This window comes from Salinicoccus roseus (assembly GCF_003814515.1).
Lineage (GTDB): Bacteria > Bacillota > Bacilli > Staphylococcales > Salinicoccaceae > Salinicoccus > Salinicoccus roseus.
This window is the reverse complement of record NZ_RKQJ01000001.1, coordinates 1,081,332-1,096,006: the sequence shown is the minus strand read 5'-3', so window position 1 is coordinate 1,096,006 and position 14,675 is coordinate 1,081,332. Positions and strand designations below refer to the sequence as shown.

At 54.0% G+C, this 14,675-nt stretch carries 14 protein-coding genes; 7 read left to right on the top strand and 7 right to left on the bottom strand.

Annotation, left to right across the window (positions count from 1 at the left end; all coding sequences use genetic code 11):
- The first annotated feature begins 108 nt into the window (after window positions 1-108).
- Window positions 109-876 carry an enoyl-ACP reductase FabI gene (gene fabI / locus EDC33_RS05570; RefSeq protein ID WP_040104965.1) on the top strand — a complete coding sequence of 256 codons (768 nt, stop codon included), beginning with the start codon at window positions 109-111 and terminating at the stop codon, window positions 874-876.
- A gap of 514 nt (window positions 877-1,390) precedes the next feature.
- Here the strand turns inward: fabI and EDC33_RS05565 are convergent.
- The 3 genes from EDC33_RS05565 to EDC33_RS05555 form a co-directional block, all read right to left on the bottom strand.
- Entirely contained in the window at window positions 1,391-1,903 is a 513-nt protein-coding gene (locus EDC33_RS05565; RefSeq protein WP_040104964.1) for a YjcG family protein, read from the bottom strand.
- A gap of 65 nt (window positions 1,904-1,968) precedes the next feature.
- A complete protein-coding gene (locus EDC33_RS05560; protein ID WP_094906518.1) occupies window positions 1,969-2,694 on the bottom strand; it encodes an alpha/beta hydrolase in 726 nt (241 codons plus the stop codon).
- A gap of 66 nt (window positions 2,695-2,760) precedes the next feature.
- Window positions 2,761-4,320 carry an alanine/glycine:cation symporter family protein gene (locus EDC33_RS05555; RefSeq protein WP_124010475.1) on the bottom strand — a complete coding sequence of 520 codons (1,560 nt, stop codon included), beginning with the start codon at window positions 4,318-4,320 and terminating at the stop codon, window positions 2,761-2,763.
- Between the two features lie 153 nt (window positions 4,321-4,473).
- Between EDC33_RS05555 and EDC33_RS05550 the strand changes: the two genes are divergently transcribed.
- Window positions 4,474-5,571 (top strand): AI-2E family transporter, encoded by a 1,098-nt coding sequence (locus tag EDC33_RS05550; protein WP_094906516.1) that lies wholly within the window; start codon window positions 4,474-4,476, stop codon window positions 5,569-5,571.
- A 131-nt stretch (window positions 5,572-5,702) separates the two neighbouring features.
- Window positions 5,703-6,437 (top strand): MBL fold metallo-hydrolase, encoded by a 735-nt coding sequence (locus tag EDC33_RS05545; protein WP_124010474.1) that lies wholly within the window; start codon window positions 5,703-5,705, stop codon window positions 6,435-6,437.
- A 289-nt stretch (window positions 6,438-6,726) separates the two neighbouring features.
- On the opposite strand, the gene EDC33_RS05540 is transcribed toward EDC33_RS05545, so the two are convergent.
- The 3 genes from EDC33_RS05540 to EDC33_RS05530 are packed head-to-tail and all read right to left on the bottom strand — an operon-like array spanning window position 6,727 to window position 9,802.
- Window positions 6,727-8,289 carry an ABC transporter permease gene (locus tag EDC33_RS05540; RefSeq protein WP_124010473.1) on the bottom strand — a complete coding sequence of 521 codons (1,563 nt, stop codon included), beginning with the start codon at window positions 8,287-8,289 and terminating at the stop codon, window positions 6,727-6,729.
- The gene (locus tag EDC33_RS05535; protein ID WP_124010472.1) at window positions 8,286-9,176 is read right to left on the bottom strand and encodes an ABC transporter ATP-binding protein; all 891 of its coding nucleotides are present in this window, start codon (window positions 9,174-9,176) and stop codon (window positions 8,286-8,288) included. Before EDC33_RS05535 ends, EDC33_RS05540 begins: the two co-directional genes overlap by 4 nt.
- Window positions 9,173-9,802, bottom strand: a complete 630-nt coding sequence (locus EDC33_RS05530) for a TetR/AcrR family transcriptional regulator (RefSeq protein WP_170156363.1) — start codon at window positions 9,800-9,802, stop codon at window positions 9,173-9,175. The genes EDC33_RS05535 and EDC33_RS05530 overlap by 4 nt, the downstream gene beginning before the upstream one ends.
- Before the next feature lie 123 nt (window positions 9,803-9,925).
- Between EDC33_RS05530 and EDC33_RS05525 the strand changes: the two genes are divergently transcribed.
- Window positions 9,926-10,723: a M23 family metallopeptidase gene (locus EDC33_RS05525; RefSeq protein WP_124010470.1), complete on the top strand. Its 798-nt coding sequence runs from the start codon at window positions 9,926-9,928 to the stop codon at window positions 10,721-10,723.
- A gap of 30 nt (window positions 10,724-10,753) precedes the next feature.
- On the opposite strand, the gene EDC33_RS05520 is transcribed toward EDC33_RS05525, so the two are convergent.
- Complete coding sequence (locus EDC33_RS05520; protein WP_094906510.1) at window positions 10,754-11,158, bottom strand: hypothetical protein; 405 nt, start codon at window positions 11,156-11,158, stop codon at window positions 10,754-10,756.
- 81 nt (window positions 11,159-11,239) lie between these two features.
- Here EDC33_RS05520 and EDC33_RS05515 point away from each other — a divergent pair, with 81 nt between their 5' ends.
- The 3 genes from EDC33_RS05515 to tatC are packed head-to-tail and all read left to right on the top strand — an operon-like array spanning window position 11,240 to window position 14,670.
- Entirely contained in the window at window positions 11,240-12,022 is a 783-nt protein-coding gene (locus EDC33_RS05515; protein ID WP_094906509.1) for a gluconate 2-dehydrogenase subunit 3 family protein, read from the top strand.
- Window positions 12,022-13,752 carry a GMC family oxidoreductase gene (locus EDC33_RS05510; protein ID WP_124010469.1) on the top strand — a complete coding sequence of 577 codons (1,731 nt, stop codon included), beginning with the start codon at window positions 12,022-12,024 and terminating at the stop codon, window positions 13,750-13,752. Before EDC33_RS05515 ends, EDC33_RS05510 begins: the two co-directional genes overlap by 1 nt.
- 9 nt (window positions 13,753-13,761) lie before the next feature.
- Window positions 13,762-14,670, top strand: coding sequence for a twin-arginine translocase subunit TatC (gene tatC / locus EDC33_RS05505; protein WP_124010468.1), 909 nt, complete (start codon window positions 13,762-13,764; stop codon window positions 14,668-14,670).
- The last annotated feature ends 5 nt before the right edge of the window (window positions 14,671-14,675 follow it).

The following is a 14,675-nucleotide window of genomic DNA, read 5'->3' as shown; positions in this document are numbered from 1 at the left end:
GTTGCATTCCAGGCTGAAAAAATGTAGATTAGTAGTAGGTACTAATAACAAACGGTAATTGATGTGCAGACTGTTGCGCACAATTAACAAAAAGGGAGTTTATGACATATGAATCTCGAAGGTAAAACTTTTGTCATCATGGGTGTCGCCAACAAGCGCAGTATCGCATGGGGCGCAGCGCGGGCACTGGACCAGATGGGTGCAAAACTTGTATTTACGATTTTGAATGAGCGTTTCAGACGCGAACTGGATAAACTGGTCGGCGACCTTGAAGGCGACCACGATGTCATTGTTGAATGTGACGTCACGAACGATGAGCAGGTGGAAGCGGCATTCAACGAAATCAAAGAGAAGACAGGCGGCATCGACGGCGTCCTCCACGCCATCGCCTATGCAGGTAAGGACGAGCTGCAGGGCGGCTACAGCGAAACGACGCGGGAAGGCTTCAAGAATGCACTCGACATCAGTGCATACTCACTCGCAGTCGTTTCCAAGCACGCCAAGACGATCATGAATGAAGGCGGCAGCATCGTCACGATGACATACCTCGGCGGCGAACGTGCAATGCCGAACTACAACGTCATGGGTGTTGCGAAAGCAGCCCTCGAGTCCAGCGTACGCTACCTGGCCCTCGATCTCGGTGAATCCGGCATCCGCGTCAATGCGGTATCCGCAGGCCCGATCCGTACACTGAGTTCTTCAGCAGTCGGAGACTTCAAGTCCATCCTCAAGGAAATCGAAGAGCGTGCACCACTCAAGCGCAACGTCGATCAGCTCGAAGTCGGCAATACGGTAGCCTTCCTGCTCAGCGACCTCGCAAGCGGCATCACCGGTGAAGTGCTCCACGTAGACTCCGGCTACCACATCATGGCATAGGTTGATAGAGATTGGATATAGGACAGCATCCCTTCATGGGGTGCTGTTTTTTTGTGGGGTTGGGGGTGATTGGTGTGTCGGGCGGTTGGCTGTTGACGGTTTAATTCACCGTCGCAGGCGGAACGATGGCGAGTTGGCGGGTTAACTCACCGTCGCAGGCAGAACGACGGCAAGTTGGGAGGTTAACTCACCGTCGCAGGTGGAACGATGGCAAGTTGGCGGGTTAACTCACCGTCGTGGGCGGAACGATGGCAAGTTGGGAGGTTAACTCACCGTCGCAGGCGGAACGACGGCAAGTTGGGAGGTTAACTCACCGTCGCGGACGGAACGATGGCAAGTTGGCGGGTTAACTCACCATCGCGGACGGAACGATGGCAAATTAGCGGGTTAATTCACCGTCGCAGGCGGTACGACGGCAAGTTGGAGGCCCACCCCCCATTCACACTCCGGACCACGCAAAAAAGCCTGCCACCCGGATAGGGGAGGCAGGCATGATCATCAATTTCTTTACTTTTTAACCTTCGCCAAGCCTATATGTTTCATAGACTTGCCATACACCGTTTTCCAACTGGTAGAGGAGGCTGATCTTATCAAGCGTTTCCTTGTGCTGGATGCCGATCATGCTCAGATGGCCGAAGATGTCTTCATATTCCTGCGTTGTCTGGCCCTGTGCGATTGTAAGGTGCGGGACGAATGGGTGTTTGTTTTCACCATAGAAGTCACCGCTGTTCAATGCATCATGCAGGGATTGGAGTTTTTCATTCTTTTCCACCTTGAAATAGATGACGAGTGAGTTCGGTGAAAAGCTGGAAACCTTCTTGATTTCAATTTCAGTCGGCTCATGCTTTTTTGCAACTTCCTTCAGATACTTTGCAATTTCCTCTTTCTCGGACTCATCCGCTTCAAAACGGTCCTTGATCGTAATGTGTGGGGGAATAAGTGCGTAGTGTGCATCATATCTTTTTCTATATTGATTCACTTTATCTTGTAGTTCTTTGGATGGAAACATCGCTACCCCAAACTTCATCGTAATTCCTCCCTGTTCGATTATATAATCATTATATCAAAGTTTTTTCAAAATACCACAATATTCTAACTAAGGAAGTGCCGAAGCGCCGGTTCAAGCTCAGGTTTCCAAGACTTCCAGATATGGCCGCCATCAAGTTCGCGGTACGTGTATTCGAGCATCTGCGTGGAGAGATATTCGTTGAGTTCGCGGTTCGGTGTCAGGAAGTCTGCCTGCTCACCGGAAATCGTTTCGAAGTCATCCTCCTCGAGACCGATCGTATGATACAGATCGAGATGCATGAGTGTCATCTGCGATTTGAAGCGTTCGATGAATGCATCATCGACGAACGGGCTCAGGGCCAATGCATTCGAAAAAGTCGCCGGATACTTGGCAGCAATGGAAAATGCAAAGCTCCCGGCCAGGGAATCGCCCATCAGTGTACGTGATGTGCCGACCTTCAGTGTCGGGAAGTTTTCATCCACCCAGCTGATGAGCTCGTGGGCGACGAAAGTGATGAATGCCTCGTGATGCTCTCCGTTCGGGTCGAAGTAGTCATATCTCCAGTCGACGCTCGGGTAGGGCACGCCGACGATGATGGCGCGGTCGATCTCCTCAGCCTTCCTCAGTTTTTCGTAGGCACGTTCGATCTGGCCATACCTGAAGAAGTCCTGAGAATCGAATGTGATCACCACACGGTGTTTATAAAGGTCTGAATAGTTTTTCGGCAGATAGTATTGGATTTCATAAGTTTCTTCCAACGTTTCCGATTTGAAATCAATACTGTGTATCTTTCCTGGTGTCATGTCCATAATAATACCCCCTCATGGTCATTTTACCAATAAGGGGGTATATCTGAAACATATAACATCTACAAATTATCGATCGATGTTCTTGAAGTCCATATTGTACTCTTTTTCATCTTCGAGGCGTTTCGGATAGTCATGATGCCAGAAGTCCGCTTCCTTCACCTCTGATGGATCTGGTGAATACACGGCGAACTTTCCGGAACCCTTCTCTTTCTTCTGACGCTCGAAGTCCTTGAGCGCGGCGATGGCCGGCTTCTGGAGGATCAGTATGGCGATGACGTTGAGCCATGCCATCAGTCCGACACCGAGGTCACCCATATCCCATGCGAGTCCGGCTGAACTGATTGTACCGTAGAATACGGAAGCAATCAGCAGCACACCCAGGAGGATCTTGGCGATCGGCCAGCGGCCATGCGTCAGGTAGACGAGGTTCGTCTCTGCGATGTAGTAGTAGGCAAGGATGGTGGTGTAGCAGAAGAACAGCAGTGCAAATGAGATGAAGTAGGAGCCGAAGCCTACGAAATCAACATCGAACGTCTCCTGACCGCTGAACGCCCGGTCGAGTCCGGCCTGCGTATAGGCGACCGTACCGCCATAGTTCTCTTCACCATCCGGTGACACCTGGTGGACACCACTGTCGACGATGAGTCCGTCTTCACCGTCGGATACGTTGTACATACCCGTCATGAGGATCATGAGTGCTGTTGCTGTACATACGAAAAGTGTATCGACATATACCGAGAATGCCTGGACAAGCCCCTGCTTTGCAGGGTGGGAGACTTCAGCAGCACCAGCTGCGTGCGGTCCTGTACCCTGTCCGGCTTCGTTTGAGTATATGCCGCGCTGTACGCCGATGGCAATCATCGCACCGACGATGCCGCCGAACTGCTGCTCCATGCCGAAGGCACTTCTGAAGATGAGTCCTAACAGCGCCGGAACATCCTGGATATTCATGATGACGACGATGATGGCGACGAGGACATAGATCAGCGCCATGAATGGTACGACGGCGGAGGCAACGCGTGCAATCGACCTGACCCCGCCGAAGATGACGAGACCGACAAGTATGACAAGTGCTGCACCGATCACCCAGTGCGGCAGCGGGAACGAATTCGTCATGGATCCTGCGATCGAGTTGGATTGTATGCCCGGAAGCAGGAATCCTGTCGCAAGGATGGTCACGAGGGCGAATGCACCGGCATAGATCTTGCCGAGCTTTCCGCCAAGTCCTTTTTCTATGTAGTAGGCTGGGCCACCACGGTATTGATTATCTTCATTCTGCTTATAGATCTGAGCCAGTGTGGATTCCACGAATGCACTCCCCGCGCCCAGGAAGGCGATGAGCCACATCCAGAAGATTGCGCCGGGACCACCGATGAAGATGGCTGTTGCAACACCGACGATGTTACCGGTTCCGACACGTCCCGATAGTGATATCGCGAGTGCCTGGAAGCTTGAAATGCCGACTGGTGATTTCTCCCCTTGGAACATCAGTCTGATCATTTCCTTGAAGTGTCTGATCTGGAAGAAGCGCATCCTAAGGCTGAAGTAGAGCCCTACGGCCAAAAGACCGTAAACGAGTGGTGAACTCCATACCAGACCATTCAGAAAATCTACGATTGTCTGCATAGTTATTTTCCCCTTTTCCCCTTTGTCTTGAAGATTCTGACAACATTTATATTACTGGTACCTTATGCATTTGTCCATATAAATTTTATTGGAATATGTATTTTTATGATACACTGTATACAAATTTCAAAATGAGAATGAAGGAGCAATCATATGACGAATAAAGTCTGGTTCCAAACCGGTATAGCAATCATCATAACGCTTTTGATCATCATGCTCGTCATCCGGGTCCAGGTCGTCTTCGAACCGGCATTGACGGTCGTGACGACAATATTCGTGCCGCTGCTGCTGGGCGGCCTGCTCTACTACATCACCGAGCCCATACAGCGTCTGCTGGAGCGGCGGGGGGTAGGGAGGCTGACGAGCATCCTCGCGGTGTTCGTCATCATTATACTCGTGCTGACGGCGCTTGCCATGGTCATCGTTCCGATGGTCACCCAGCAGGTGCAGAACCTGATCTCCCGTGCACCGGCGATCCAGAACGATATACAGGATCTCTTCAATGTCATCCTGTCCTATCGTGACCGGCTTCCGATCGATCCCCAGCAGTATGTGCAGGATGCACTGGATCAGGGATCCCAGATGCTCTCCAATCTGGCGAGCAATGCCTTCACCATCCTGACGAGTACGGTGAGCATACTGATCACGCTTATCCTGATTCCGTTCTTCTTCTTCTTCATGCTGAAGGATCACGAGAAGTTCATTCCATCCATGGTCTCCCCGTTCAGCGGTACAACGAAGCAGTTCATGACCGAGATGATGTATGATGTCGACCGGACACTGCGTGCCTTCATCCAGGGGCAGATGCTGGTCAGCTTCATCCTGTGCATCATCCTCTATATCGGTTATGCAATCATTGGACTGGATTATGCACTGCTGCTCGCGATATTCGCGCTCTTCATGAACCTGATTCCATTCATCGGTCCATGGGTGGCCTTCCTGCCGGCAGCGCTCCTTGCTGTCATCCAGGACCCGATTCTGCTGCTCTGGGTATCGGGCATCACACTGGTCGCCCAGCAGATCGAAAGCAACCTGATTACACCGAACGTCATGGGCCAGACATTGAAGCTGCATCCGCTCACGGTCATCACCGTGGTGCTTGCTGCAGGAAATATCGCCGGATTCATCGGCATGCTGATCGCCATACCGACTTATGCGGTCGTCAAGACGATCATCCAGAATATTTGGCGCTACCGCAGCAACCTTAGGGAGACGATGCTTGCGGAAGCGAACGACGCCGGGGCGGAGTGACCGGCATCAATATGGAGGCGGGGGACCCTCGCCTCTTTTTCATGGAATATTTTAAAATGAAAGGCCCACACCGCTTGCAGGGAGAAGAAAATGGGTAAATGGGATAGTAGAAGCCTATAGGGGATGATGTCATGAAAGTCACCATTATTGGAATGTGGAACAGCTTTCCGAACGGTACAGAGCCGACATCCGGCTATCTTTTGGAGAAGGACGGGGTCAGGATACTGCTGGATGCCGGCAGCGGCATCGCAGGCGGTATACAGAAATATATCGGCATACATGATCTGGACTATATCATCCTATCCCACTATCATCATGACCATGCGGGAGACGCCGAAGCGTTCATGCTGGCACGCAGGGTGGCCAGACAACTGAAGCGCGTCGACCGCAACCTCAAAATATATGGACCGGAGAGCGGTGCAGCTGCAAAGACGATCCGCCGGATGAAATACACCACCTTCCTGCCGGTGAAGGCGCATAAAGCCTATACCATCGGTCCGTTCAGATTCGAGTTCCACCGTAACGAACACTCAGTCGAAACCTATGCCATAAGGGTTACGGACAATGATGGTGCGGTATGTGTGTATACATCGGATACATGCTACCGCGGCAGTCTCGTCCGTTTCTCCTTCGGAGCAGACCTGCTCCTCGTCGACAGCAAGCTGTACGAAGGGTTCGACGGAAAAGTGGAGGGGCACATGAACGCCGAAGAAGCCGGCCGGCTCGCGTCCAAGGCAGACGTCCAGCAGGCAGTCCTCACCAATCTTCCACACGATGCGGAGCTGGAAGTTCTCCTCGACAGTGCCAAACAGCACCCGGTCGGCAGGATCATGCTGGCAGAAGCGGGCATGACATTCGAAATCTAGAAGTGAAAACGGTCTGAACCGAGTGGGGGTTCAGACCGTTTTTGATGTTGTGATGATTGTTACGGGTTTGGGGAGCCAATTCACCGTCGTAGGCAAAACGATGGAAAGTTAACGCCCTAATTCACCGTCGCAGACAGAACGATGGCAAGTTAGGCCTCCAACTCACCGTCGCGGACGGAACGATGGCAAGTTGGACGCCCAACTCACCATCGCAGGCAAAACCATGGCAAGTTAACGCCCTAATTCACCGTCGCACCCATTCCGACTGCGAATTGCAGGCCACCACACATCATCCGACATCCCTTCTCCTGAAGAACAGTACGCCGAGCACCATCAGGATGATGCCGATGGCGACAACGCCACCCCAGGCCGCCCAGTCCATCGATTCCTTCGGAACTTCGGCCAGGTAATGGAACGGCGTCGCCATCCGCCACACATCATCAAGGTTGAGGATGAGGCCGAGATAGTTGACGAAGAAGGAATAGAGCAGATAGAACCAGACGATGATGTGGAGGCGGGCCGAGATGCCGATCAGCAGTACCGACAGTCCGACGAACAGGACGACGGCTCCGCCATAGTTGACGGCGATGAGCATATAGTCGCTGAATGTCATATCGATGCCTTCGGCGTTCATGCTGGCGCCATACATGCCGAGCATGGCGACCGCGATTCCGATGATCCCGATCACGGCTGCGTAGATGCCGTGGGAGAGGAGCATCGTCCGGCGACGGATGCCCGCACTCTCCAGCCATTCGAGGCGGCCGTGCTTCTCCTCGCGCAGAATGCGTCCAGAGATCATCAGGGCTGGGATGATGCCGATGATCGAAGTGATCAGCACGAGCACGCTGATGAACTGGGTGACGATATCCACTCCGGCAGCAGCCATGCTCTCTTCAAGGAATTCATTTCCCCCAATGAACGTATCGAGGTCGGCGAATATCGAGCCGTATGAGGCGCCGATCAGCACCATGCCGATGAGCCAGCTTGCCACAAGTATCTTCATGCCGCCCATCATGAGCCGTGGATAGGATCCGATGGCACGCGGCTTTTTATTCATGGTGAAGTTCAGATAGGCATCATCGAGATCCCTTCTGGAAAATAAAATCCACGCGAGGCCGAAGAAGAGCAGGATGAGGAGGAATGGCAGCAGCCAGACGATTTCATTGCCCGCAAACGGCTCGAGCCGTGTCAGCCAATTGTATGGTGATACGACGGACAGGTCCGGACTTGCGACATCCGTGATCGCACGGTAGAGATACAGTAGGAGCAGGACGGAAAGTGAAACCCCGAACGCCCACTCTGATGCCGGGAAGAGCTGTGCGAATAAGAGCGTCAGTGCATAGAACATCAGCCCGAAGAGGCTGGTGCCGATGGCATACATCGCACTGCCTGCAAATGTGAACGAGTCGTCCGGGGTCAGAAACAGGCCGGCGAAAAGCACGAGGCCGAGGACCGCATTCATGCCGACCCCGATGAGGAGCTGCGTCATGAAGATGGATTGGCGTGTGATGCCTGCGCTGTTGACGAATTCGATCAGGCCCTGGTCCTCCATCTTGCGGCTGACCGAATTGGCGATCATGACGCCGAACAGACCGTGGATGACACCCATGAATACGAGCATCTCATGACTGAACATGATGGCGATGGTATAGGCGCCTTCCGGCACGGGACCGACCATCGCAATCAGCGCCGGGTTGTCCAGCGTCTCGCGGAGCAATTCGCGCTCTGTGGGATCGTCATACAGCCCCAGGAAGGCGTAGGGGACGATGAGCGTCAGTGCACTGATGCCGATGATCCATAGGAGTATGCGGAACCATGCATCATCCAGCGTCAGCTTCAGGAAATGTCTCATGACTGTTCACGCCGGCCTTCGTAGTAGCGCATGAATATGTCCTCGAGCCTTGGCGGCAGCGATTCCAGATGGCTCGGCTGATGGGGGGCGAGTGCCTGCAGGAAGTCGCCGACCGCATCGTTGTCCACCCGCATGTGGACGCCCGTTTCCGTCACCTCATAGTCATGCACATAGGGAAGTTCTTTGAGAGCGTCGAGATCGCCTTCCGCCTGGACGACGTATTCAGTCCGGGTGATATGGCGCAGTGTCTCGAGCATTCCGGTTTCGATGATCTGTCCTTCACGGATGATGGCGATGCGGTCGGCCAGCTTCTCCACTTCAGACAGGATATGGCTTGAGAGCAGGATGCTCCTGCCATCCTTTTTGGCCGCCGTCACCTCTTCATGGAAATTGCGTTCCATCAGCGGATCGAGGCCGGAAGTCGGCTCATCGAAGATGAGCAGGCGGGCATCGGAAAGGAAGGCGCATATCAGGGCCACCTTCTGCCGGTTCCCCTTGGAATAGGCCTTGCACTTCTTCGAGGTGTCGAGGCGGAACCGCTCGACCAGCCGGTCCTTGTGTTCCATGTCCGTGTAGCCGCGCACTTTCATGAAGAAGCGGATGACCTCTTCACCGGTCAGGTTCCCCCACAGGTTGATGTCCCCCGGCACGTAGGCGATGTTCTGACTGTAGTGCCGGTTTTTATTGATCGGGGTGCCGTCCATCAGTATCTCACCCGCATCCGGGGTGAGGGCGCCGATGATCATGCGCAGCGTCGTTGATTTTCCGGCACCGTTCGGCCCGATGAAGCCGAAGATTTCGCCCTCCCTGAGCTCGAATGATACATCATCTGCAGCGATTGTTTTGCCAAAGCGTTTCGTCAGACCTTTCAGTTCAAGTACTGTCATTGTGCTGCCTCCTTATAGTAGAGCTTGCGCATTGTCCCAAGGTAGCCTTCGAACCGGTCGAAATAGACGTCGATCTGTCCGAAGTCGATGCCTTCCGCTTCGAAGTGCTGCTCCATTTCCCTGATGTACCCATCGAATGTCCAGCGGATCATCTTCATCATCGTCTCCCGGTCGATGTCGGGCCGGAACAGGTCCATATCGACCTTCTCATACATCGCAGCGAGGTTCGATTCCCGCAGTGCCTGCAGCGACTGCTGATAGTCGCCGAGCATCTCCGTATCGTAGAACATATGGGTCACGAACTGGGAAACTTCAGGATGCTGGATGAAATATTTGTGCTTGGTTCGGGACAGCCTGGCGAGCCTCTCGATGAAGCCCTCCTCCTCGAGCCGGACCTGATCGAGGAGATGGACGGTGAAGTGGTCATAGGCATACTTCGCAGCGCTCAGGTAGAGCGACTGCTTGCTGTCGAAATAGTAGTAGAGCATCCCCTTGCTGATGCCTGCCGACTTCACGATGCGATTGGTCGATGCCTGCCTGTAGCCATACTTCGAAAATTCGGCCATGGCAGTCGTAAGGATGTGGTACTGCTGGGCGTCATCCAGCTTTTTGAATGGCTTTTTCATGGGCTCCTCCTTTGTATTGACCAATCTGGTCAACTTCATTATATTCCTATTGACCGATGTGGTCAATGACTTTTTACACACGAGATTTCGATATATGGATCAGCATGGAAAAGGAGGCTATTCATGAATCCAATCGATTATCTTGTGGGCAAAGGCTTCAGGGTCACATCGGATCCGACTCGCTACAGCAGCGGCGTATGGGGGAAGCGGGATTATACGGTGGACGGCTACAATTACGACGCATACTGTGGCGGATACCACCGGGCATACGATCTCGCCAAGGCACACCTGGCACCGGTTCCGGCGGTATGCGGCGGAGTGGTGGCTGCAGGTACAGCGCGGCACGGCAACTTCGGGGGGACGGTTGTCGTGGCGAACAGGGCGCTCGGCATCCAGGTGATCTACGGGCATCTCGACCGGAACCTCAAAGTCCGGATTGGCCAGACCGTCCGGCAGGGCGATACAGTCGGGCTCCAGTCGAACACGAACTACAGCAACGTCACGATGGCGAGCCATCTGCACATCCAGTTCCAGCATTACGGCTACATCGTAGGGGAGCGCGCCTTCGTATGCAGCGGCATCGATCCATTGAAAATAAATATCCCGGAAGATGACGGGCCGGAGACCTGGCTGTGGCACGGCCACTTTACGGCAGACAGCCGCATCCGCATCCGTGACCATCCATCGAAGCAGGCGCCGACGAGGGGCATCATCACGCCGGGAAGGAAAGTCCGCTTCGACAGGCTCCATGTCAATGAAGGGCTGTGGTGGATCCGCATGACGGGTGATGGTGCACAGAAATGCATCGCAGTCGGAGAAAAGCAGACGGGGGTCAACTTCCGCCGGGCGGATGCCCTGGGCCGTCTGTGGGGAAAGGTCGGCGGACTGAATACATCGCGGGGCAAAGCAAAGAAGGGCTGAAGTCATTCGACTTCAGCCCTTCCTTTTATTTCATCGGCGGTTTTCGATGCGGGGTGAGGATTTTATTTCCTGATCCAACTTGTAGAGCAGTCGGTTAATCTCCACCTGGTTGACGGCCTCGACGATGAAATAGGCGATGATCGTATAGACGGTGATGACGGCGATGAGCAGGATGTTGTTCTGGATGACGCCGAGGACGAGTGCCGGCATGATGACGAGGGCAAAGTAGACGAGGAACATGCCGAGGCGGTTGCCGAAGATGGCACGCTGGGCGTCCCTGAGCTGATCCGAATACTTCCGGTTGACCCGTTCCATGTTCACATCCCGGTCGTCACGGTAGACTTTGGTGATGTGGACGTCACCGCCATATTCATCCTTTGTATAGCGCAGATCCATGTGTGAATTGTCCCATGTCAGATATTTGAAGAAAGCCAAATAATTCACCCCAATCTCTATTTGCAATATTTTGTTAATATTATATAATGAAATCATCTATTTATCAAAGGGGTGTTGATTATGGCGGAAAAAGGACCTGACGATAAGCAGTTTTCGAGGCGTGATTTCCTCAAGACCACCGGCGTTGCGACAGGCGGCATCATTGGCGGGTCGCTGCTCGGCGGTTTTGTGGGATTCAACATGGCGGACTCCGGAAGCGACACGGCGCAGAACGACCAGGGGACTGGAGGAGACACGGCGCAGCAGGGCCAGGAGAATCCAGGCCGGATCTTCTTCCACAATGACGCTGAATTCGAAACGATTTCACAGGCGATGGAGCGCATATTCCCGGAAGACGACATGGGACCCGGAGCCATCGCACTCGGTGCCCCCTATTTCCTGGATATGCAGCTGGCCGGGGAATACGGCAATAACACCAAGGAATATATGCAGGGGCCGTTCTATGAAGGTGAACCGACACAGGGATACCAGTCGAGGCTGAAGCGGGCAGATCTGTTCAGGCTGGGTATCGAACGGCTCAACACCGAGTCCAACGATCAGTTCGACGATGACTTCAGCAACCTTGACGGCGAGGATCAGGATGAGATACTGACGCGGTTCCAGGAAGGGGAAGCCGACATGGGCGTCCCTGCAGCTACGGCCAAGCCCGAAGACTTCTTCGGACTTCTGCGCTCGGCGACGATCGAAGGCGTCTACGCAGATCCCCTCTACCGAGGCAACCGGGGCATGGAGGGCTGGAAGATGAAGAACTTCCCGGGACACCAGCACCAGTACATCGACCGCATCGACACTGGAAGTTTCGAAGAGATCGATCCGCAATCATTATATGGGGGGAATGGCTAATGGCGACGGAATTGGACAGAGTGGATGTAGTGACGGTAGGTGTCGGATGGACAGGCGGCATCATAGCGGCAGAAGCGGCGAAGGCGGGTCTTCAGGTCGTCGGCCTCGAACGGGGCAGGGAACGCGGCACGGAAGACTACCAGAACATTCATGATGAATACAAGTACGCGATACGGTACGAACTCATGCAGGATGTCTCGAAGGAGACCCTCACCTTCAGGAACAATCCTGATCAGCGTGCGCTACCGATGCGTCAGATGGGATCCTTCCTGCTCGGTGAAAACCTCGGCGGCGCAGGGACCCACTGGAACGGCCAGACATGGAGATTCCTGCCATACGACTTCGAAATCCGGAGCATGACGGAGGAGAAATATGGTGAAGAGAAGCTGATGGAGGACGAAGGATACCGTCTTCAGGATTGGGGGATTACATACGACGAACTCGAACCGTATTTCGACAAGTTCGAGAAGACGTGTGGCATCTCGGGGGAAGAGAACCCGCTCGGCGGAGAGCGGTCGGATGCCTATCCGACACCGCCGATGATCAAGACACGCATACTCGAGATGTTCGAGAAAGCGTCTTCCGGACTCGGCCACAGCCCGATCATGATGCCATCGGCAAACTTGAGCGAACAGTTCGAGAACCCTGATGGAGAAACGATCGCAGCCTGCCAGTACTGCGCCTTCTGTGAGCGCTTCGGCTGTGAATACGGTGCGAAGTCCTCACCGGAAGTGACGGTCATTCCGACAGCGCGCAAGACGGGCAACTTCGAAGTCCGGACGCATGCCAACGTGGTCGAGATACTGACGGATGAGGAGGATGAGAGCCAGGTCAGCGGCGTCAGATACGTCGATACACGTACAGGTAAAGAGTTCATTCAGCCTGCGGATGTCGTGGTGCTGAACAGCTACGTGTTCAACAACTACAAGCTCCTCAGGGTGTCCGACATCGGCCAGCAGTATGATCCGGAAACGGAGGAGGGCTCACTCGGCCGCAGCTACTGCTACCAGATCTTCGGCGGCGCGACGGGCTACTTTGATGAACAGTTCAATACATTCATGGGAGCCGGCGCCCTCGGCATGGCCTTCGATGATTTCAACGGGGACAACTTCGACCATGCGGATCTAGACTTCCTGCATGGCGGCAACATCTCGATCACCCAGACCGGCAACCGACCGATCGCTACGAACCGGATACGCCCCGACACACCTTCCTGGGGCAGCGAGTTCAAGAAGGAGTCGATAGAAAGCTATACACGTACATTGAGCGTTTCCGGACAGGGGGCGACCCTGCCGCATAAGGACAACTATCTTGACCTCGATGAGGAATACACCGATGTCTACGGAGTTCCGCTCGTGCAGTTGACATATAACTTCAAAGATCAGGACAGGGCGCGCCACAAGTACCTTGCAGAACGCTCTGTAGAAGTATTGGAGGAGATGGGGGCTTCAGAAGTCGTACAGAACAGCGAGCTCGGCGACTACAGCATCGTCCCTTACCAGTCCACACACAACACAGGTGGTACGATCATGGGCGACGACCCTGAAGTCAGTGTCGTGAACAACTGGCTGCAGCATTGGGACCGGGATAACCTGTTTGTTGTCGGTGCCGGAAACTTCGTCCATAATGGGGGGTATAATCCGACTGCGACAGTCGGTGCACTTGCCTACCGCTGCGCAGAAGGCGTGATCAGATTCGCGGAGGAAGGCGGACGTCTCGAAGAAGAATAGGTGATATAGATGGATCCATACCAAAATCTGAATGTCAGTCCGGTACACAAGCGGAAGGCCGAAAGGGAAAAGAAGGCCGAAGAGGAAAAGTCGTCCGGTGGTACCGGCGGCAGCGGCGGGGGCGGAAACGGCAATGGACCGCGCAATCCGCAGGAACCGGAGGAGCCGAGGAAAAGGAAGAAGGTGAGTACGGAAGATCCATATGCACCGCTCATGGATCACATCGAGGATCTGCGGAGCCTGCTGATCAAATCGGCAGTCGTCTTTGTCCTATGGTTCTTCCTCATATTCATGACGGTCGCCTGGTGGTTCCCGGTCGTCTCGAAGGGCGCAGACATTGTCGTCCTCGGCCCCTTTGAAGTCATACGGTTCTACATCCGGACTTCGGCAGCCATGAGCCTCGGGCTCAGCCTGCCGTTCATCTGCTGGTTCCTTTGGCAGTTCGTCCGGCCCGGGCTGGTCGACAAGGAGACCCAGTTCCTCAAGGGGTCGCTGCCGGTCATGCTCGGACTGTTCGTGGTCGGCCTCTCCTTCGGCTATTTCGTCGTCCATCCGATCAGCTACTTTTTTCTGATAGAGATGGGGCAGATCAACTTCGATGTGCTCGTCACAGCGGATGAGTACATGTCATTCCTTTTGATCACGACGATTCCGTTCGGACTGATCTTCCAGCTGCCGATTGTTGTTCTATTCCTTAATCATATAGAATTGCTTGATTCCGATCTCATGAAGAAATCCAGAAAGTTCGCCTACTTCGGGCTGCTTGTCATCACTGCACTCATTGCACCACCCGATTTCTTCACCCACCTCATTACACTTTTACCGATGATCGGATTATATGAAATCAGCATCATCCTCGTCAGACGGAAGGAAAGGCGCACCGCACAGAAAGAGAGAGCAGAAGCGGAGGCAGCCTGATGGAC